The following is a 19,197-nucleotide window of genomic DNA, read 5'->3' on the forward strand; positions in this document are numbered from 1 at the left end:
TGGTGTCAGAGCAGGCCAAATCTGCTACGAATCGGGGGAAATCGGCCGGTTTTCGTCCCTGCCAGCCCAGCAAAGGCCGTGCGTAAGGGTCAGTTCGGGCCTGCGATCCAAAACAAAACGCTGTTGCAGGCCAGCTTTGCGGTACCGGACCGCAACGCCGTTGACAGGTCGACGCTTCTTCGCAACTAATATTGTATACAATGATGAGAGGCGTTCAGACCCCAAAATGCGCATCAAGCTGATCAACCCCAACACCACCGCCGCCATGACACGAAGCATGGAAGCCGCGGCTGTCGAGGTCGCGGCGCCCTCTACCGTGATCGAGGCGGTCACCGCCCGAAGCGGCCCCGTCTCCATCGAAGGCCATTATGACGAGGCGATCAGCGTGCTGGGCCTGATCGACGAGATCCGCGCCGACCCCGACGCCGATGCCTATATCATCGCCTGCTTCGGCGACCCGGGCCTTCTGGCCGCACGCGAGCTGACGGCCGCCCCGGTTATCGGCATTGCCGAGGCGGCGATGCATGCCGCGACCTTCGTCTCGACCAGCTTTTCCATCGTCACCACGCTGGACCGCACCCGCATCATCTCTGAGGCGCTGGTGCGCAATTACGGCATGGCCGCTGCCTGCCGCCGGGTGCGGGCCACCGATCTGCCGGTGCTGGATCTGGAAGAGCCCAGCGACATGGTGAACCAGACCGTCCTTGCCGAATGCCGCCGTGCCTTGGCCGAGGATCATTGCGATTCCATCGTTCTGGGCTGTGCAGGAATGGCGGGCCTGCTGGACTATCTGCGGCCGCGCCTGCCGGTTCCGGTCATTGACGGTGTGACTGTCGCGGTGAAATTCGCCGAGGCGCTGGTCGGCACCGGGCTGCGCACCTCGAAGCACGGCGATCTCGCCTACCCGCTGCCCAAGCCCTATGGGGGCAAGCTTGCGGCCTATGCCCCCCTACTCTACGGCGGCGAAGAGCGACCTGAAATCGACGCCGCCCGTTGATTGCGACAGATCCACCTGGGACTCGATATGCTTCAGATGATGCGACATCCGATCAATCGCCGCCGCCTCGTCGCGGCGCGCCAGCGCATCAATGATCTCCTGATGCTCTTCGCAGGAGCAGGGGACCGCGCCGGGCTTTTCGTAAAGCGCGATGATCAGCGAGGTGCGCGAGACCAGCTCGCTCAGGAACGTCGCCAGCACGTCGTTGCCCGCAAGACCGGCCAGCGCGCGGTGGAAATCGCCCGAAAGCTGCACCCGGCGGCGCTTGTCATCCGCTTCCTGCGCACGCCGCTCCTCTTCAACGATTCCGCGCAACCCGTCGAGCTCTTTCCCCTGCGCCCTGCGCGCAACGGTGCTGACCAGCTCACGCTCGATCGTGTGGCGCGCTTCAAAGACCTGACGGGCCTCTTCGGTGGTGGGCCGGGCCACGCGCGCGCCCTTGTTGGGGGTGATGACCACCAGTTTTTCATGCGCAAGCTGTTGAAGAACCTTGCGGATGATGGTGCGGCTGACGCCGAAGGCCGCGGCCAGCGCATCCTCTTGCAGCTGGGTCGCCGGGCGCAGCTGATGGTTGATGATCGCCGCGAAGATGGCGCTGTGTACCCGCTCGTCCGTGCGGCGCTTGTCGGTCTTTTCCTTGGTCGCCATACTGTCCTGCGCCCTGCAGCAGATCGCCGGAAATCCGGTATCAATCTTCTGTATACAATCTTTCCCAACAATTTGCCCAGATTGCGACCAAGCGCAAGAGCCCAGTTCGGCGGAGGGCGTGCGGTATGACCGAAGTCCCCGCGCTTGAGGTTCGTAACCTCTCCATCACCTTCGACCAGCGCCGCGGGCCGCTGCCCGCGATCAGGGATGTGTCCTTTGCCATTGCCCGCGGGGAAATTCTGGGCGTCGTCGGGGAATCCGGCGCCGGAAAGTCGTTGACGGGCAGCGCCCTGATCGGGCTGCTGCAGGCCCCCGGACGGATTTCGCAAGGCCAGATCCTGCTGGCCGGAGAGCGGATCGACGACCTGCCCAAGGATGCCCAGCGTCGCCTGCGCGGCAAGCGGATCGGGGCGATCTTTCAGGATCCGCTGACCAGCCTTGACCCGCTGATGACCGTGGGCGATCAGCTGACCGAGACCATCCGCACCCATCTGCCACTGGGCCGGGCCGAGGCGAAGGCCCGCGCGCTGTCCCTGCTGGCCGAGGTGGGGATTGCCGATCCCGCCAACCGCTTCGGCCAGTATCCGCACCAGTTCTCGGGCGGGATGCGGCAGCGGATCGTCATCGCGCTGGCCATCGCGGCCGAGCCGGATGTGATCATCGCCGACGAGCCGACGACGGCACTGGATGTTTCAATTCAGGCGCAGATCCTGGCCCTCTTGCGCCGTCTGGCGAAAGAGCGGGGCACGGCGATCATGCTGGTGACGCATGACATGGGCGTCATCGCCGAAATCGCCGACCGGGTGGCCGTGATGTATGCGGGCCGCGTGGTCGAGATCGGGCCGGTGGAGCAGGTCGTCCACGCCGCGCGCCATCCCTATACCGCCGGGCTGATGAGCCTGATCCCCTCAATCCGCCACCGGGCCGAGCGGTTGCCGCAGATCAGCGGCGCCATGCCCCGGCTGGGCCACTGGCCGGGCGGATGCAGCTTTCATCCGCGCTGTCCGCATGCCGGTCCGCGCTGCACCTCTGAGGTCCCCGCCTTCACGCCGGTCGGTGCGGCGCGGGTGGCCTGCCACCTCTCGGACGGCGGAACAACGCTTTCACCGACCGAATGACAAGACCGCGCCTTCCCGGAGACGGGACGGCGCCCAGAAGAAATCTTCACCCCCAACAGGAGCGCCTCCATGAAACACCTCCTCCGCCCCCTGATCCTGGCGGCCGGTCTGGCCGCCATCAGCGGGACCGCCTATGCCAATACCCTGCGTTTCGCCGAAGGACAGGACATCGCCTCGATGGATCCGCATGCCGCGCGGGACGACTTTGCCCTCAGCCTGCTGTGCAACGTCTACGAGGGCCTTGTCCGCTGGAACGCCGATCTGAAACTGGAACCCGCGCTGGCCGAAAGCTGGGAGATCCTGTCCGATACGGAATGGCGCTTCCACCTGCGCCGCGACGTGAAATTCCACAACGGCAACGCTTTCACCGCCGATGACGTGATCTTCTCGTACCATCGCGCGGGCGATGCCGGTTCGCCCTTCGCGGGCCTGCTGGAGCCGATTGCCGAGGTGGTGAAGGTTGATGACTACACCGTCGATTTCAAGCTGAAGCGGAAATATGCCCTTCTGCTGAATGACTTCGCCGGCTGGTACATCATGGATCAGGAGTTCCAGACCGAGATCGGCTCGACCACACCGCTGGATCTGTCCTCGAACGCGGGTGGCGCGATGCAGACGCAGGCGAACGGGACCGGTCCCTTCCGTCTGGTCGACCGCCAGCCCGATGTGCGCACCGTTCTGGAAGCAAACCCCAACTGGTGGGATGAGAAGAAGCATAATCTGGACGAGATCGTCTATACGCCGATCACCAACAACGCGACCCGCGTGGCCGCGCTTCTGTCGGGCGAGGTCGATTTCATCCGCAACGCCCCTCCGCAGGATCTGGACCGGATCGAGGCCACGCCGGGCATGAAAGTGGTCCGGGCACCGCATCTGCGCACGATCTATTTCGGCATGGATCAGCAAAGCGACACGCTGGAAGGCAGCGGCGTCGAGGGCAATCCGCTGAAAGAGGTCAAGGTCCGCAAGGCGATCAGCATGGCCATCGACATCGAGGGTATCAAGCGGTCCATCATGCGCGGGAATTCCGGCCCGGTCGCCACGCAGCTTGCCCCGCAGATGCCCTTCTACGACCCGGCGCTGGAGGAGCGTTTCCCCTTTGATCCCGAGGCGGCCAAGGCCCTTCTGGCCGAGGCGGGCTATGCCGAGGGCTTCACCCTGACCATGGACTGCCCCCAAGGGTCGTTCATCAATGATGAACAGATCTGCCAGGCCGTCGTCGGCATGCTGGGCAAGATCGGCATCACGGCAAAGCTGAACATGCATACCCCGGTCCAGTTCGATACCGAACTGCCCGCGGGCGAGTATTCGTTCTACATGCTGGGCTGGGCCGGTCTGCCGACCATCGACCCCTATAACGTCTTCAGCGCCACCGTCCACACGCCCTCGGGCGAGCTGGGGGCATGGAACCCCAAGGGCTATTCCAATGCCAAGGTGGACGAGCTGATCATCCAGATCGGCCTGGAATCCGATCCCGTCAAGCGGCAGGCGATGATCAGCGAAGTGCTGAAGACCCAGCGGGACGAGGTGGGCAAGATCATGCTGCACCAGCAATTCCTGACCTGGGGCATGACCGACAAGGTGAACGCCATCGTGCCGGGCGATGAATACACCCGCTTTTGGTACTACACCATGAACTGAGGCGCTGCGCCGGGCGGCCATGGTCGCCCGGCCACCTTCCCGTAAGCCGAAAGCCAGCCGATGATCACCCTTGTCCTCCGCCGTCTTGGCAGCGTCCTTCTGGTGATGCTGGTCGTGGCGGGCCTGTCCTTCTGGATCTTCAACTATCTGGGCGATCCGGTGAACAACATCCTGGGCGTCAATGCGACGCTTGAGGAACGCGATGCTTTGCGCGTGACCCTGGGTCTGGACCAGCCCACGATCGTGCAGTTCTGGCATTTCGTCGAACGCGCCGTGGTGGGCGACTTCGGCATCTCGTACCGCAACCGTCTGCCCGTGGCGGAACTGATCCTCAGCCGTCTTCCGGCCACGCTGGAACTGGTCTTCTGCGCCACGCTTCTGGCGCTGCTGATCGGTATTCCCATGGGCGTCTACTGTGCCTTGCGCCCCAAGGGCTGGGTCTCGCGCTTCTTCCAGATGGTCTCGCTCGTCGGCATCTCCGTCCCGCAATTCCTGATCGGGATGCTGCTGATCCTGATCTTCGCGGTCGAATTGCGCTGGCTCTCCGCCTTTGGTCGGGGCGAGACGGTGCAGATCGGCTGGTGGACCACCGGCCTGCTGACCGACACCGGCCGCAAGGCGCTGATCATGCCGGTTCTTACGCTGTCTGTCTTCCAGATCTCGATGATCATGCGGCTGGTGCAGGGTGAGATGCAGGAGGTCCTGCGTTCCGACTTCATCAAATTCGCGCGTGCCCGCGGCCTCTCCGACCGCAGCGTCCACCTGCGCCATGCGCTGCGCAATTCGCTCTTGCCGGTGATCACCATCGTCGGGCTGCAGATCGGCTCGCTCATCGCCTTCGCCATCGTCTGCGAGGCGGTGTTCCAATGGCCGGGGTTGGGCCTGCTGATCCTGCAGGCCATCGAATACGCCGATTTCCCGGTCATGGCGGCCTATCTGGCCTTCGTGGGCCTGGGCTTCGCGCTGATCAACCTGACCGTCGACATGATCTATCTCTTCATCGACCCGAGGATGCGCCGCAAATGACCCGTCCCTCCATCCTCCTCCGCGCTGCGCTGGACAGCGACATTCTCTGGCGCTTCCGTCAGGCCCCCGCCGCCATAGTCGCGCTTGCTTTGTTGCTGGTCATGCTCTTCTGCGCGCTGGCCGCGCCCCTGATCGCGCCGCATACGCCCTTCGATCCCTCGACCCTGAACCTGATGGATTCGCGCCTGCCGCCCGCCTGGATCGAGGGCGGAAGCACGAGCTATCTCCTCGGCACCGATGAGCAGGGGCGCGATGTCCTGTCGACCATCTTCTACGGCATGCGGATCTCGATCGCGGTCGGCGTGGCGGCAGTGCTGCTGTCGGTCCTGATCGGCGTGACACTGGGGCTTGTTGCCGGCTGGTTCGGCGGCTGGATCGACGCGCTGATCATGCGCATGGCCGATGTGCAGCTGTCCTTTCCAACGATCATGATCGCCTTCTTCATCGACGGCATCGCCAAATCCGTCATGCCCCCCGATCTGCGCGAGATGACGCGGTTCTATGTGGTGATCCTTGCCATCGGCGTGGCCGACTGGGTGCAGTTCGCCCGCACCGTCCGCGCCGCCACCCTTGTCGAGAAGGGCAAGGATTACACCGCCGCCGCCCGCCTGTCGCGCAGGCCCGTGGCCGCCATCATCTTCGCCCATATCCTGCCCAACACCCTGGGCCCCGTCATCATCCTTGCCACGCTTGGCCTTGGCGTCGCGATCCTGACCGAGGCGATCCTGTCCTTCCTCGGTCTGGGGATGCCCCCGACCCAGCCCTCGCTGGGCGCGCTGATCCGGGTGGGCAACGATCTGCTCTTGTCCGGCGAATGGTGGATCTCGATGTTCCCGGGGCTGGCGCTTGTGCTCCTCGTCCTCTCCGTCAACCTGTTCGGCGACTGGCTGCGTGACGTGCTGAACCCGCGGCTGAAATGAAAGGCTTTCCCATGACCGACCTCCTGATCCGGAACGTCCGCCCCAATGATGCCGCCCCTGCCGATATCCTGATCACCGGGGGCAGGATCGCCGCCATCGGCCCGGGCCTTGTCGCCCCCGCCGGCACCCCGGTGCATGACGGCCAGGGCGCCATCGCGATCCCGCCCTTCGTCGAGGCGCATGTCCATCTGGACAAGATCCTGTGGGGTCTGCCGTGGCATCCGATCAACGTCCCCGCCGGCCTGCGGGCCATGATCGACAATGAGGTGGAGATCCGCAAAAACCTGCCCTGGAGCGTCATGGATCGCGCCGGCCGGCTGATGCGGCAATGTGTGGCCATGGGCTCCACCCATATCCGCAGCCATATCGACATCTCCACCTTCTATAAACTCGACAACCTCCATGGCGTCCTGGCCGCCTGGGAGAAGATGAAAGATGCCGTGGGGCTGGAGCTGGTGGCCTTTCCCCAGACCGGGATGATGATCGACCCGGGCTGCGCCGATCTGATGGAGGCCGCGCTGGACGAGGGCGCCTCGGTTATCGGCGGCATCGACCCGGGCAAGATCGACGGCGACCCAAAGGGCCATCTGGACACGATCTTCGCCATCGCGGACCGCAAGGGCGCCAAGATCGACATCCACCTGCATGAAGGCGGCGAACTGGGCCTTTATGAGATGGGCCTGATCTGCGACCGGACAGAAGCCCTGGGGATGCAGGGTCGCGTGATCGTCAGCCACGCCTTCTGTCTGGGCGACGGCCCTGCGTCCGGCGTCTCTGCGATGATTGACCGGCTGGCCGCGCTGCAGATCGGCATCATCTCGGCCGTGCCGGGCGAGATCGCCTTCCCGCCGATGTTCGACCTTGCCGCCAAGGGCGTGCCCTGTGCCCTCGCCTCGGATTCGATCCGCGACACATGGAATCCGCATGGCGACGGCGACATGCTGGACCGCTGCTGGCTGTTCTCTTACCGCAACTGGTGCCGCACGGATGCCGAGCTGATCCGATGCCTCGACATGGGCACCACCCGGGGCGGCGCCCTGCTGGACCTGCCCGGCTACGGGCTGGCCCCCGGATGCGAAGGATCGCTGGTGCTGATCCGGGGGGAGAACCGCGCGCAGATTCTGGTGGACCGCCCGACCCGTGCCGCCGTGATCAAATCCGGGCGCATCGTGGCCGAAGCCGGACGCTACACCGGCCCGGGGGCCGCGGCATGAGTGCACTCGTCTCTGTCGACGGGCTGGGCCGCAGCTTTGACGCCTCGGCCCCGCTGGTCCAGCGCCTTCTCACCCGCACCCCCCGCCGCAGCGTCCGCGCAGTGGATGAGGTCAGCTTCGAGATTGAGGAAGGCACCACCTTCGCCGTGGTCGGCGAAAGCGGCTGCGGCAAGTCGACCCTGACCAGACTGATCGCGGGGCTCGACACGCCATCGCAGGGCCGTGTGCAGATGTTCGGCCGGATGGGCGCGCCCGTCCGCATCCAGATGGTGTTTCAGGATCCGGTCGGCAGCCTGAACGCCCGCTGGCGTATCGGCCGCAGCATCGCCGAACCCATGCCGAAAAATATGATGCCCGCGGCCCGCCACACCCGTGTGGCAGAGCTGCTGGAGACCGTCGGCCTTTCGCCCTCGGATGCCGGAAAATACCCGCATGAATTCTCGGGCGGGCAACGCCAGCGCATCGCCATCGCCCGGGCGCTTGCCGGAGAGGCGCATCTCCTCCTGCTGGACGAGCCGACCTCGGCGCTGGATGTCTCGGTTCAGGCGCAGATCCTGAATCTGCTGAAGGATCTTCAGGCGCGGCTGGGGCTGACCTATCTGTTCATCAGCCACAACCTGTCGGTCGTGCGCTTCATGGCCGACCGTCTGGGCGTCATGTATCTGGGCCGCATGGTCGAGGAAGGGCCGAGCGAGGCGCTCTTCGCCGCGCCCGCCCATCCCTATACGAAGCAGCTCCTCGAAACCGTGCCGGATGTCGAAACCCCGCAGCGCGACCGCAACCCGCCCGCTTTCGACATTCCCTCGCCGCTGAATCTTCCGCAGGGCTGCAGCTTCCACCCGCGCTGCCCTCTGGCCTCGGCCATCTGCCGGCAAACGCGCCCCGTCCTGCGCCTGCGCGAGAACGGAACCCGTATCGCCTGTCACGCCGTCGCAGAGTAAGGAGCGCCATGGATTTCGATTTCACCCGGCTGCCCGAAGGCGACCGCTACCGGCTTCTGACCAATTTCGTCGGTCCCCGGCCCATTGCCCTGGTGTCGACCATCGACGCGCAGGGCAAGGTCAATGCCGCACCGATGAGCTTTTTCAACGTCTTCTCGCACGAACCCCCGATCCTGATCATCGGTGTGCAGCCGCGGCCGGACGGCTCGCCCAAGGATACGGTCGCCAACCTGCGCCGGTCGGGCGAATTCGTGGTGCATATGGTGGATATGGCGATCGCCGAGGCGATGCTGGTCACAGGCCGGGACCTGCCACCCGGCGAAAGCGAGCTGGCGCTGGCCGGTCTGACCGCCGCCTCCGCGGTTCAGGTCGCCGCCCCCCGGATTGCCGAGGCCCCCTGCGCAATGGAATGCCGGGTCGAACAGATCATCGACTATCCGCGTCGGGCGATCATTCTGGGCCGGGTGGTGCAGATGTTTGTCCGCGACGACTGCCTGGATGCCCGCGGTCGTTACGTGAACCCTCAGGCCTACCAGCCTATCGCCCGCCTGCATGCCGACAATTACGTCACCAGCGACCGCCAGATCGTGCTGCGCGACCCGGAGGACGAGGGCTTTGACCAAAGCTGATATGGGGGGGTTGCCCTCCCGCGGTAACCCGACCGGCCTGCCGCTCTTCATCACCCGGGGTCAGGTGGAGACGGTCCCTTTCCGGAACCAGACGCTGGCGAAAATTCATCCCGGCGCCGAACTCCGGCAGAAGCCGGGGTTCAACCATCAGGAACTCATCCTGCCTCTGGTCTTTCAGGCGCCATCGGGCTGGCGGATGTCGGCGGGATCATTTCCGCGGAGGAGAGTTCCGGTCGCGCAGCAACGGATAAAGCGCGGAGAACCGGGCATAACCGGCATCGAAGGCATCCCCCAGAACCGCATCCGGCAAGAGCGTTCGGGCCGTGGGCGGCGGAACCAGCACGGCACGCGGCTCTGCGCCCGTGGCGGCGATCAGCCCCAGCCGCGCAGCGCCGAAAGCTGCGCCGAAATCGCCGTCCTGCGGCACGTCGACCGGCAGACCCAGCACCGTTGCGATCACTGAAAGCCAATAGTCCGACCTTGCCCCGCCGCCGACCGCCGTCACGCGCGACAACGTGGTGCCTGCGGCCCGCAACGCCTCGACATTGTCACGGATGGCAAAGGCCACGCCTTCCAGCACCGCGCGCGTTATAGCCGGCCGGTCGGTTGCATGGTCAAGCCCGACAAAGGCGGCGCGGATCCGCGCATCATTGTGCGGTGTCCGCTCACCCGCCAGATAGGGCAGGAAGATCGCATCCGGCGCCTGTACCTGACGGCCCAGCTCCGCAACCAGTGCGGCCGGACTTTCGCCGCAGATCCGCGCATGCCAGTTCAGCGCATCGGTTGCGGAGAGCATCACCCCCATCTGGTGCCATGTGTCGGGCAGGGCATGACAAAAGGTGTGAACGGCACTTTCGGGCCGGGGCAGATAGCTGTCGGTTGCGGCGAAGACCACCCCCGATGTGCCAAGGCTGACAAAGGCCGCACCCCCCGAAACCGTGCCCATGCCGCAGGCGGCCGCGGCATTGTCGCCCGCCCCGCCCGCCACCGTCACCGGGCCGGACAGGCCCCATTCAGCAAGGATTTCAGGGCGCAGCCGGCCTGCGGCCGCGGTCCCCTCCACCAGATCCGGCATCTGGTCGCGCCGCATGCCGGATGCCTCCAGCAACACATCTGACCAGTCGCGCGCCCCGGTATCAAGCCAGCTGGTGCCCGCCGCATCCGACATTTCCGACAGATGCTCGCCCGTCAGCCACAGGCGCAGGTAATCCTTGGGCAGCAGCACTTTCGCCACCTTGTCGAACAGGTCCGGCTCATTCTCCTGCATCCAGACCAGCTTTGGCGCGGTGAAGCCCGGGAAAACGATATTGCCCGAGATCGCACGAAAGCGCGGATCGCTGTCCAGCCGGGCGGCCTGCGCATGGCTGCGGGTGTCGTTCCACAAGATGCAGGGGCGCAGCACCGCATCGGCACGGTCCAGCACCGTCGCGCCATGCATATGGCCCGACAGGCCAATGCCATGCAGTGCCGCCCACGCGACGCCATGGGCCGCGCGCAGCTCTTGTGCCGCCTGACGGGTGGCGGTGATCCAGTCGGCGGGATCCTGTTCGCAAAATCCGCTTGCGGGCCGTGAAACGCTCAGCTCTGCGCTGGCCGAACCGATGATGCGCTGGTCCTCGGCCATCAGAAGTAGCTTGACGCTGGAGGTGCCGAGGTCGATCCCGAGATATGTCATGTCTCACCACAGGGTGTTGGCGCAGGCCTCTGCCGCGCCTTGGAAAAACCCGTGGCCGGAAGCTCCGGCCACGGGGTGAACAGCCTTAGAACGGGCTGTCGGGATAGTAGTAGGTCGCCGCATTCTCGGGCGTGACCAGAACCGAGCCGATGGTGAACTTGCCCGAGACCGGTGCAGGCGAGACAAGGCCGACCGCCGTCAGTTCGATGGCCGTGGCGATCATCGAAGGCGGATAGGTCACGTCGGCGGGGATCATCGTGTCGCCGTCCATCACCCGCTTGACCATCTCTTTCATGCCGGCACCGCCCAGCACGAACTTGATGTCCTTGCGGCCAGCGGCTTCGATGGCGGCCAGCACGCCAACCGCCATATCGTCATCCGACGCCCAGACGGCATCGATCTCGGGGTATTTCGACAGGAAATCCTGCATGACGGTAAAGGCGTTGTCACGGTTCCAGTTGCCGTGCTCCATCCCGAGGATTTCGATGTTCTTGCCTTCGATGGCGGCCTGGAAGCCCTCGACCCGCTCGTTGTCGATGGTGGTCGGGATGCCGCGCAGCACGACGATCTTGCCGCCGTCGGGCAGGGCAGAGGCCATGTATTCGCCCGAGACGCGGCCAAAGCCGGGGTTGTCACCCGCGACATAGAGATCCTCGATCCCCGGTACGGCCAGACCGCGATCCACCACCGTGACCCAGGCGCCTGCGGCCTTGACGTTCTGCACCGGGCCCGTCAGCGGCTCGGATTCGAAGGGCAGCACGACCAGAGCGTCGATCTTGCGGGCGGCCAGCATGTCCTCGATGTCATTGACCTGCTTGGCCGGATCCGAAGCGGTGGCCAGCACGAAGTCGAGTTGCGGATAGGTCGCCTCCAGCCGTTCCACCGCGGCCTGGGCAAAGAAGTTCATGCCCCCCGCCCAGCCATGGGTGGCGGCCGGAATGGAAACCCCGATCACCTTGGTGTCCTGCGCCATGGCGGGCGCAGCAAGTGCCGTGGACAGGGCCAGGGCTGTGAAGAAATGTTTCATGTAGTCCTCCCGTTGATAAGTCGTGGCAGATCCGGCGGCCCTCCTCAGCCAGCCGGTTTTCCTTCCCGCTGCAAGACCACAGCAAGAACGATAATCGCGCCCTGGATCGCGCCGTTCAGATAGGGCGAGACGAAGTCGGTCAGGTTCAGGATGTTGCCGATCAGGGTCAGGATCAGCACGCCGATCACCGTGCCCCAGACCCGGCCGAAGCCACCCTTCAGCACGGTGCCGCCGATGATGACGGCGGCAATCGCCTCCAGCTCCCACAAAACGCCGGTCGCCGATGAGGCCGAGCCGAGGCGGGGCACATACATGATCGTGGCGACACCCACCAAAAGGCCAAGCGCGGCATAGGTGATCAGCCGCACGCGGGCGACGCGGACGCTGGAATATTTCGCCACCTGATCGTTCGAGCCGATGGCCGCGCAATGCCGGCCGAAGGCGGTCGACCGCATCACCACCTCGCCGATCACCGCGATGACGGCAAAGACGATGATCGGCCAGGAAATCCCGAAGATTCCGCCATAATAGACCGGCTGGTAGAAGCTGCGCAGGTTGAAATACAGGCTCAGCGTCCCGCCATCGGCCAGCCAGGTCACCAGACTGCGATAGATGCCCATCGAGCCCAGCGTGACGATAAAGGCCTCGATCCCCAGTCTTGTGATCAGGAGCCCGTTGACCAGCCCTGCGACCAGCCCCGCCAGCAATGCGACCCCGATGCCCAGAAGCACCAGCGGCAATCCCACGCCCATCGAGGGCAGGGCAGAATTCATCACAAGGATCATAAGCCCGGCAATGAACGCCGCCATCGAGCCGACGGAAAGATCAAGTCCGCCCGCGGTGATGACAAAGGTCATGCCGACCGCGATGATGCCGATGAAGGCCGAGCGTGCCAGAACATTGGTCACATTATCCCAGGCCAGGAAGTTCGGGTTCATCAGTGCCCCGGCAATGATCAGCACGATCAGCGCCAGCACGGGTCCTATCACCGTCATCTGCAGCTTGCGCGGCGCCTTGAGGGGTGTCGACATTCAGGCAATCTCCTTGTCGGGGGTCGTTTGCACCCCCATGGCCAGCCGCACGATGGCATCTTCGGTCGCGCCCATGCCGGCCAGTTCCCCGGCGATCCGGCCCCGCCGCATCACCAGAATGCGGTCGGACAGGCCGATGACCTCCTGCATCTCGGACGAGATGACGACGATGGCGCGGCCTTCCTGCGCCAGCTTGCGGATGAATTCATACATCTGCTGTTTGGTGCCGATGTCGATGCCGCGCGTGGGTTCGTCGATGATCAGCACCTGCGGATCGGACAGCATGGTCTTGGCGAACAGCAGCTTCTGCTGATTGCCGCCCGACAGATTGCCGACCAGCGCGCCGCGATGGCCGCGGATATCGAAATCGGCAATGGCGCTGTCCAGCGCACGTTCCTCGGCGGCGCGGTCAATCAGGCCGCGGCTGAAGCGTTTCAGGGCCTGAAGCGTCAGGTTTTCGCGCATGCCCTTGCCCAGCATCAGGCCACGGGTCTTGCGATCCTCGGTCAGATAGCACAGCCCGTGGTCCAGCGCCTGCCAGGGTTCGCGGACGCTGACGGGCCGGCCATGAAGGCGCACGTCACCCCACGCCGGTCGCAAGCCGCACAGTCCCTCGAAAGTCTCTGTCCGGCCCGAGCCGATCAGCCCGGCGATGCCCAGAACCTCTCCCTTGCGCAGGGTGAAGGAGATGTCTTCGGAAAAGCCCGGCACGGTCAGGCCCCGCACCTCCAGCGCCAAGGCGCCGGGCTGACCCGTCCTGGCGGGGAAGAGGGCGCTCATCTCGCGGCCCACCATCGCCTCCGCCATCTGGTGTTCGTCCATCGCAGCGGCCGCGCCGGAATAGACCACCTTGCCGTCGCGCATGATGGTCAGATCGTCGGCGATCTCTTTCACCTCATCCAGCTTGTGCGAGGTGAACAGAACCGCCGCCCCCTGTTCGCGCAAGGTCCGAACCTGCCGCATGAGCACGGCAGTTTCGGTGCGGGTCAGCACGGCGGTGGGTTCGTCCATGATCAGCACGCGGGTTTCGCGCAGCAGGGCCTTGGCGATCTCGACCATCTGCTTGTCCGAATTGGAAAGCCCCCGGATCACCGCATTGGGCGACACATTGCATTCCAGCCCCGCCAGCAATTCGCGCGTGCGCGCCTGCATCGCCGCCTTGTCCAGCAGAAGGCCCCGCCAGAGCTCTCGGCCCAGAAAGATGTTCTGTTCGACCGTCAGTTGCTCCGCCAGATTGAACTCCTGATGAATCATCGAGATGCCTTGCGCCTCGGCCTCGCCCATGGTGGCAAAGACCGTCTCGCGCCCGTCCAGCAACACCTGCCCGCTGCTGGGCAGCTGGTAGCCGGCAAGGATCTTCATCGTGGTCGATTTGCCGGCGCCGTTCTCGCCGATCAGCGCATGCACCCGCCCCGGCCGCAGCGCCAGCGAGACGCCGTGCAGCACCTCGATCGGGCCGAAGCTGCGGCTGACGCCGGACAGGGCAAGAACGGGCGCGGTCACAGCTCAACCCAGGCAGAATTGGCCTGCGACGACCGGATCGCGGCGGCGATGAAGCGCATCCCTGCCAGCCCGGCCTCAAGCCCGGGCAGCACGTCCAGAACCGGATCACGCCCGCCCGCATCGGCAGCGCGGATCGCCTGGGCCGCTCCGGCATAGATATTGGCGAAGCCCTCCAGATAGCCTTCCGGGTGACCTCCCGGCGTGCGGCTGACGGCATTGGCCGCCGCATCCGATCCCGCGCCACGTCGTGTCAGAAGGCGCTTCGGTTCACCAAAGGGTGTGAACCACAGGTAGTTCGGGTCTTCCTGCGCCCATTCCAGCCCGCCCTTTTCGCCATAGACCCGCAGCCGCAGCGCGTTCTCATTGCCGACGGCGACCTGACTGCACCACAGCGCGCCCCGTGCCCCGCCATCAAATCGCAGCATGATATGGGCGTTGTCATCGACCCGGCGGCCGGGAACGAAGCTTTGCAGATCGGCGGCCAGCGACTGCACTTGCTGGCCGGAGACGAAACAGGCAAGGTTATGCGCATGGGTGCCGATATCGCCGATGGACCCGCCCGCGCCCGACCGCGCCGGATCGGTGCGCCATTCGGCTTGCTTGTTGTCCCCCGCGGCCTCGGACGCCTCGGTCAGCCAGTCCTGCGGATATTCCACCTGTACCACGCGGATCGCACCCAGATCGCCCCGCGCCACCATCTCGCGCGCCTGTCGCACCATCGGATAGGCGGTGTAATTGTGGGTCAGGATGAACAAAGCCTTCGCCTGCCCAACCGCCGCGGCCAGTTCTTCGGCCTGTTCCATCGTCGCGGTCAGCGGCTTGTCGCAGATGACATGGATCCCGCGGTTCAGAAAGGCGATGGCCGGTCCCGCATGCATGTGGTTCGGCGTGACAATTGCCACGGCGCGGATACCATCCGGGCGGGCGGCCTCGGCTTCGGCCATCTCCTCATAGGTGCCGTAGCAGCGGTCGGGGTCCAGCCCGAGCGCAAGCCCGCTTTCGCGAGATTTCTCGGGGGTGGAGGAGAGCGCTCCGGCGACCAGTTGAAATTCCCCGTCGATGCGGGCGGCGATGCGGTGGACCGCGCCGATGAAGGCATCCTTACCGCCGCCCACCATGCCAAGTCTGATCGGTGCCATCACGAAATCCCCAGCATGCGCCGGTTGGCGGCATCATCGGTGCCGCCATCCGCGAAATCGTCAAAGGCCTTTTCCGTGACCCGGATGATATGGTCCTTCACGAATTGCGCCCCTTCGCGGGCACCATCCTCGGGATGTTTCAGGCAGCATTCCCATTCGACCACGGCCCAGCCGTCGAAATCATTCGCCGCCATCCTGGAAAACACCGCGCCGAAATCGACCTGCCCGTCGCCAAGCGACCGGAACCGCCCGGCCCGGTTCACCCAGCCCTGGAACCCGCCATAAACACCCTTGCGCCCGGTCGGGTTGAACTCGGCATCCTTGACGTGGAACATCCGGATCCGGTCACGGTAGATGTCGATATTGTCCAGATAGTCCAAGCATTGCAGGACGTAATGCGAGGGATCGTAAAGCATGTTCGCCCGCGCGTGGTTGCCCGTACGCTCAAGGAACATCTCATAGCTGTCGCCGTCGTGCAGATCCTCACCCGGATGGATTTCATAGCAGACATCCACCCCGCAGTCCTCGGCATGGTCGAGGATCGGCTTCCAGCGTCGCGCCAGTTCGTCAAACGCGGTTTCCACCAGCCCCGCCGGACGCTGCGGCCAAGGGTAGACAAAGGGCCAGGCCAGCGCACCGGAGAATGTCGCATGTGCGCCGATGCCCAGATTGCGCGAGGCCGTAAGCGCCTTCTTGACCTGATCCACCGCCCATTCCTGCCGTGCCTTCGGATTGCCGCGCACCTGCGGTGCGGCAAAGCCGTCAAAAGCCTCGTCATAGGCCGGATGAACGGCGACAAGCTGGCCTTGCAAATGGGTCGAAAGCTCGGTCACCTCGACCCCGTTGGCGGCGGCAACGCCCTTGAAGTCGTCGCAATAGCCCTTGCTTTCCGCAGCCTTGGCCAGATCTATCAGCCGTCCGTCCCAACTGGGCACCTGCACGCCGCGATAGCCGCAATCGGCCGCCCATTTGGTGATGCTGTCCCACGAGTTGAACGGGGCGGCGTCACCGGCGAACTGCGCCAGAAACAGCGCCGGTCCCTTGATCGTCTTCATGCTGCGCACTCCCCCTTCAGACGTAACGGTTGACCAGATTTTCGAGAACTTCCTGCCGGCCCGAGCGCGGCTGCGGGTTCAGGCCCCGATCGATCGCGGCATCGGCGATGCTGTCCAGAGTGGTGCCGGGTTTCAGCATCTGTTGTGCCCAGCCCTCTTGCCAACCGGCGTAGCGGGCGCGCCGGGCGGCTTCCAACCGGTCTTCTTCCAGCATTTTGGCAGCCGCCTTCAGCCCACGGGCGCAGACATCCATGGCCCCGGCATGGGCCATCACCAGATCTTCGGGATCCAGCGACTGGCGCCGCACCTTGGCATCGAAATTGGTGCCGCCTGTGGTGAATCCGCCGCCCTTGAGCACCTCGTAATAGGCCAGCGCCACCTCGGGCACGTTGTTCGGGAACTGGTCGGTATCCCAGCCGGACTGGTAATCGTTGCGGTTCATGTCGATCGAGCCAAAAATGCCCAAGGCCTGCGCCAGGGCGATCTCATGCTCGAAACTGTGGCCGGCCAGAATGGCGTGGCCCTGTTCGATGTTGACCTTCACCTCGCCCTCCAGCCCGTGGCGGGACAGGAAGCCATAGACGGTCCCCACGTCGAAATCATACTGGTGCTTGGTGGGCTCCTGCGGTTTCGGCTCGATCAGGATGGTGCCCTTGAAGCCGATCTTGTGCTTGTAATCGACCACCATCGACAGGAAGCGGCCCATATGGTCCAGCTCTTGCGAAAGATCGGTGTTGAGCAGGGTCTCATAGCCTTCGCGTCCACCCCAGAGGACATAGTTTTCGCCCCCCAGCCGGTGGGTCACATCCAGACAGTCGCGCACCGTTGCGGCGGAATAGGCAAAGACCTCCGGGTCCGGGTTGGTGGCGGCCCCCGCCATGTAGCGGCGGTTGGAAAACAGGTTCGCCGTGCCCCAAAGCAGCTTTGGCCCGCCGTCGGCCATCTTCCGGGCGAAGATGTCGGCCATGCGGTTCAGCCGGTCGCGGCTTTCGGTCAGCGTGGCCCCCTCGGGGCGCACGTCATGGTCATGGAAACAGAAGTAGGGCACACCGAGAATGCGGAAGAACTCAAAGGCGGCATCGGCCCGCGCCTCGGCCAGATCCATCGTATCCGCCGGAAACCAAGGCCGGTCGAAGGTGCGGCCACCAAAGGGATCGCCCCCCTCCCAGCCGAAGCTGTGCCAATAGGCGACAGCAAAGCGCAGATGCTGGTCCATCCGCTTGCCCAGAACAACCTCATCCGGATCGTAGGCGCGGAAGGCCGGGCCTTCGGCATCGGGGGCAAAGCGCATCGGCGCAATGTCTTTGAAATATCCGCTCACGTCTGTGCTCCTTCACTGCCCTGGGGTGGCAGATTGTCCTTGAGATAGATTGTCGGTGTGATGCTGCGCGCCGCGCCGGGCAGCTCTTGCCCATCGACGATCGCCTTCATCACATCCATCGCCAGCGCGACCTCTTGCGCCGGCTTCTGGTCGATCACCGCATCCAGCAGGTTGCGTTCCAGCCCGTCGCGCGTGGTGGGCGTCAGTTCATGCACCACGACGAAGGGCAGTGTTTCCCGCATCCCTTCCAGCACGCGGATCAGGCCGCGATTGCCCGCCCCGATGGAGTATATGCCGGTGATTTCGTGCTGGCTGACGGCCTCCGAGACCAGATCGAACATCGTCTCAGGCCGGTCATGGACGGCGATGGCGTCCAGAACTTCCAGCCCGGAACCCGGCTCGCCAAGCACACGCAGCGCCCCTTCAAGCCGTTCCCGGTGGTCGCGGGAACCGAAAGCCCCCAGCACCGGCAGGATGCGACCCGTCCGGCTGCGATGCGCCAGCCGGAGCAATCGCCCCGCTGTCGCGCCTGCAACCAGATTGTCGATCCCGACATAGGCGGCCCGCACTTGCGCCGCCGCATCGCCGACCAGCGTCACCACAGGAACCCCTGACGCGACCAGCGCCGCAATTGCGGCGGTCGGGCGGGGTGTTTCGGCGGCAACGACCGCCACGCAATCATAGCCCGGGTCCAGTCGGCCCAATGCGTCGGCCAGCGCGTCGCTGTCAAAGGCGGGGAATTCGACGACATCCGCCGAGATCCGGTCGAACTTGCGCCGGGCCTGCTCTTCTCCAACCGCTTCGCGCAAGAAACGGAAGAAGGAATGGTCGCCCTGAGGCAAAACGAAACAGAAGCGATAGACGCGGCGGCGCGACAGGTTCGCGGCGTGCAGATCACGCTCGTAACCCAGTTCTTCGATGGCTTTCTGGACACGCCGTTGCGATTTCTCGGCCACCAGCCCGCGCGCATTCAGCACGCGATCTGCGGTCGCATAGCTCACACCGGCCGCCCGCGCCACGTCCTGCAGCGTCGGCTTGCGCATTCGATTCTCCTCCCTCGCCCATCTCACTCTAAAAATGACAGGCGTCAATCATTTAATGATTGGCGTCTGTCATTTGCATCTGCGGCGAATTTCGGCAGGGTTTGGTGGCTCTGTTGCACAAATCGCCTGAGGGATTCATCTCGAGAATCCAGCATGGTAGCTGGGCGGCATGAGCAGACCTACGCCTCCTGCCTACAAGACCCGGAACTGGCCCGCCTATAACGAGGCGCTCAAGCGCCGTGGCTCGCTGACGATCTGGTTCGATCCCG

General features: G+C 64.7%; 17 protein-coding genes and 1 pseudogene. 9 read left to right on the plus strand and 9 right to left on the minus strand.

Annotation, left to right across the window (positions count from 1 at the left end; genetic code table 11):
* The first annotated feature begins 226 nt into the window (after nucleotides 1-226).
* A complete protein-coding gene (locus ACO2Q5_RS15275) occupies nucleotides 227-997 on the plus strand; it encodes an aspartate/glutamate racemase family protein (protein WP_423292556.1) in 771 nt (256 codons plus the stop codon).
* On the opposite strand, the gene ACO2Q5_RS15280 is transcribed toward ACO2Q5_RS15275, so the two are convergent.
* Complete coding sequence (locus ACO2Q5_RS15280) at nucleotides 950-1,645, minus strand: GntR family transcriptional regulator (protein ID WP_423292558.1); 696 nt, start codon at nucleotides 1,643-1,645, stop codon at nucleotides 950-952. The two genes, ACO2Q5_RS15275 and ACO2Q5_RS15280, sit on opposite strands and share 48 nt — an antisense overlap.
* Nucleotides 1,646-1,770: 125 nt before the next feature.
* Here ACO2Q5_RS15280 and ACO2Q5_RS15285 point away from each other — a divergent pair, with 125 nt between their 5' ends.
* From ACO2Q5_RS15285 to ACO2Q5_RS15315, 7 genes are all read left to right on the plus strand, one after another.
* A complete protein-coding gene (locus ACO2Q5_RS15285; protein WP_423292560.1) occupies nucleotides 1,771-2,763 on the plus strand; it encodes an ABC transporter ATP-binding protein in 993 nt (330 codons plus the stop codon).
* A gap of 69 nt (nucleotides 2,764-2,832) precedes the next feature.
* Nucleotides 2,833-4,404, plus strand: a complete 1,572-nt coding sequence (locus tag ACO2Q5_RS15290) for an ABC transporter substrate-binding protein (RefSeq protein WP_423292562.1) — start codon at nucleotides 2,833-2,835, stop codon at nucleotides 4,402-4,404.
* A 60-nt stretch (nucleotides 4,405-4,464) separates the two neighbouring features.
* A complete protein-coding gene (locus ACO2Q5_RS15295; RefSeq protein ID WP_423292563.1) occupies nucleotides 4,465-5,430 on the plus strand; it encodes an ABC transporter permease in 966 nt (321 codons plus the stop codon).
* Complete coding sequence (locus ACO2Q5_RS15300) at nucleotides 5,427-6,350, plus strand: ABC transporter permease (RefSeq protein WP_423292565.1); 924 nt, start codon at nucleotides 5,427-5,429, stop codon at nucleotides 6,348-6,350. The genes ACO2Q5_RS15295 and ACO2Q5_RS15300 overlap by 4 nt, the downstream gene beginning before the upstream one ends.
* Nucleotides 6,351-6,361: 11 nt before the next feature.
* A complete protein-coding gene (locus ACO2Q5_RS15305; protein ID WP_423292567.1) occupies nucleotides 6,362-7,564 on the plus strand; it encodes an amidohydrolase family protein in 1,203 nt (400 codons plus the stop codon).
* Nucleotides 7,561-8,505 (plus strand): ABC transporter ATP-binding protein, encoded by a 945-nt coding sequence (locus ACO2Q5_RS15310; protein WP_423292569.1) that lies wholly within the window; start codon nucleotides 7,561-7,563, stop codon nucleotides 8,503-8,505. Before ACO2Q5_RS15305 ends, ACO2Q5_RS15310 begins: the two co-directional genes overlap by 4 nt.
* A gap of 8 nt (nucleotides 8,506-8,513) precedes the next feature.
* A complete protein-coding gene (locus ACO2Q5_RS15315; protein WP_423292571.1) occupies nucleotides 8,514-9,134 on the plus strand; it encodes a flavin reductase family protein in 621 nt (206 codons plus the stop codon).
* 208 nt (nucleotides 9,135-9,342) lie between these two features.
* Here ACO2Q5_RS15315 and xylB read toward each other — a convergent pair whose 3' ends face one another.
* The 8 genes from xylB to ACO2Q5_RS15355 form a co-directional block, all read right to left on the minus strand.
* Nucleotides 9,343-10,809, minus strand: a complete 1,467-nt coding sequence (xylB, locus tag ACO2Q5_RS15320; RefSeq protein ID WP_423292573.1) for a xylulokinase — start codon at nucleotides 10,807-10,809, stop codon at nucleotides 9,343-9,345.
* An 85-nt stretch (nucleotides 10,810-10,894) separates the two neighbouring features.
* Nucleotides 10,895-11,836, minus strand: a complete 942-nt coding sequence (locus ACO2Q5_RS15325) for an ABC transporter substrate-binding protein (protein WP_423292575.1) — start codon at nucleotides 11,834-11,836, stop codon at nucleotides 10,895-10,897.
* A gap of 44 nt (nucleotides 11,837-11,880) precedes the next feature.
* Nucleotides 11,881-12,867, minus strand: coding sequence for an ABC transporter permease (locus ACO2Q5_RS15330; RefSeq protein ID WP_423292577.1), 987 nt, complete (start codon nucleotides 12,865-12,867; stop codon nucleotides 11,881-11,883).
* Nucleotides 12,868-14,370: a sugar ABC transporter ATP-binding protein gene (locus ACO2Q5_RS15335; RefSeq protein ID WP_423292579.1), complete on the minus strand. Its 1,503-nt coding sequence runs from the start codon at nucleotides 14,368-14,370 to the stop codon at nucleotides 12,868-12,870.
* Nucleotides 14,367-15,509, minus strand: a complete 1,143-nt coding sequence (locus tag ACO2Q5_RS15340) for a Gfo/Idh/MocA family protein (protein ID WP_423292581.1) — start codon at nucleotides 15,507-15,509, stop codon at nucleotides 14,367-14,369. The genes ACO2Q5_RS15335 and ACO2Q5_RS15340 overlap by 4 nt, the downstream gene beginning before the upstream one ends.
* Entirely contained in the window at nucleotides 15,509-16,564 is a 1,056-nt protein-coding gene (locus ACO2Q5_RS15345) for a sugar phosphate isomerase/epimerase family protein (RefSeq protein WP_423292583.1), read from the minus strand. Before ACO2Q5_RS15345 ends, ACO2Q5_RS15340 begins: the two co-directional genes overlap by 1 nt.
* Before the next feature lie 16 nt (nucleotides 16,565-16,580).
* Nucleotides 16,581-17,885 (minus strand): xylose isomerase, encoded by a 1,305-nt coding sequence (gene xylA, locus ACO2Q5_RS15350; protein ID WP_423292585.1) that lies wholly within the window; start codon nucleotides 17,883-17,885, stop codon nucleotides 16,581-16,583.
* Nucleotides 17,882-18,928, minus strand: coding sequence for a LacI family DNA-binding transcriptional regulator (locus tag ACO2Q5_RS15355; protein WP_423292587.1), 1,047 nt, complete (start codon nucleotides 18,926-18,928; stop codon nucleotides 17,882-17,884). Before ACO2Q5_RS15355 ends, xylA begins: the two co-directional genes overlap by 4 nt.
* 169 nt (nucleotides 18,929-19,097) lie before the next feature.
* On the opposite strand from ACO2Q5_RS15355, the pseudogene ACO2Q5_RS15360 reads away from it, so the two are divergent.
* A pseudogene (locus ACO2Q5_RS15360) lies at nucleotides 19,098-19,197 on the plus strand (IS5/IS1182 family transposase); the annotation flags it as partial.

Source organism: Neotabrizicola sp. VNH66, from assembly GCF_049445895.1.
Classification (GTDB): domain Bacteria; phylum Pseudomonadota; class Alphaproteobacteria; order Rhodobacterales; family Rhodobacteraceae; genus Pseudogemmobacter.

Excerpts from the sequence above, each read along its gene's own strand:
- ACO2Q5_RS15300 (WP_423292565.1), top strand. The coding sequence starts at position 5,427 with ATGACCCGTCCCTCCATCCTCCTCCGCGCTGCGCTGGACAGCGACATT.
- ACO2Q5_RS15315 (WP_423292571.1), top strand. The coding sequence starts at position 8,514 with ATGGATTTCGATTTCACCCGGCTGCCCGAAGGCGACCGCTACCGGCTT.
- ACO2Q5_RS15290 (WP_423292562.1), top strand. The coding sequence starts at position 2,833 with ATGAAACACCTCCTCCGCCCCCTGATCCTGGCGGCCGGTCTGGCCGCC.
- ACO2Q5_RS15280 (WP_423292558.1), bottom strand. The coding sequence starts at position 1,645 with ATGGCGACCAAGGAAAAGACCGACAAGCGCCGCACGGACGAGCGGGTA.
- ACO2Q5_RS15310 (WP_423292569.1), top strand. The coding sequence starts at position 7,561 with ATGAGTGCACTCGTCTCTGTCGACGGGCTGGGCCGCAGCTTTGACGCC.
- ACO2Q5_RS15295 (WP_423292563.1), top strand. The coding sequence starts at position 4,465 with ATGATCACCCTTGTCCTCCGCCGTCTTGGCAGCGTCCTTCTGGTGATG.
- xylB (WP_423292573.1), bottom strand. The coding sequence starts at position 10,809 with ATGACATATCTCGGGATCGACCTCGGCACCTCCAGCGTCAAGCTACTT.
- ACO2Q5_RS15355 (WP_423292587.1), bottom strand. The coding sequence starts at position 18,928 with ATGCGCAAGCCGACGCTGCAGGACGTGGCGCGGGCGGCCGGTGTGAGC.
- ACO2Q5_RS15340 (WP_423292581.1), bottom strand. The coding sequence starts at position 15,509 with ATGGCACCGATCAGACTTGGCATGGTGGGCGGCGGTAAGGATGCCTTC.
- ACO2Q5_RS15275 (WP_423292556.1), top strand. The coding sequence starts at position 227 with ATGCGCATCAAGCTGATCAACCCCAACACCACCGCCGCCATGACACGA.
- ACO2Q5_RS15345 (WP_423292583.1), bottom strand. The coding sequence starts at position 16,564 with ATGAAGACGATCAAGGGACCGGCGCTGTTTCTGGCGCAGTTCGCCGGT.
- ACO2Q5_RS15305 (WP_423292567.1), top strand. The coding sequence starts at position 6,362 with ATGACCGACCTCCTGATCCGGAACGTCCGCCCCAATGATGCCGCCCCT.
- ACO2Q5_RS15330 (WP_423292577.1), bottom strand. The coding sequence starts at position 12,867 with ATGTCGACACCCCTCAAGGCGCCGCGCAAGCTGCAGATGACGGTGATA.
- ACO2Q5_RS15285 (WP_423292560.1), top strand. The coding sequence starts at position 1,771 with ATGACCGAAGTCCCCGCGCTTGAGGTTCGTAACCTCTCCATCACCTTC.
- ACO2Q5_RS15325 (WP_423292575.1), bottom strand. The coding sequence starts at position 11,836 with ATGAAACATTTCTTCACAGCCCTGGCCCTGTCCACGGCACTTGCTGCG.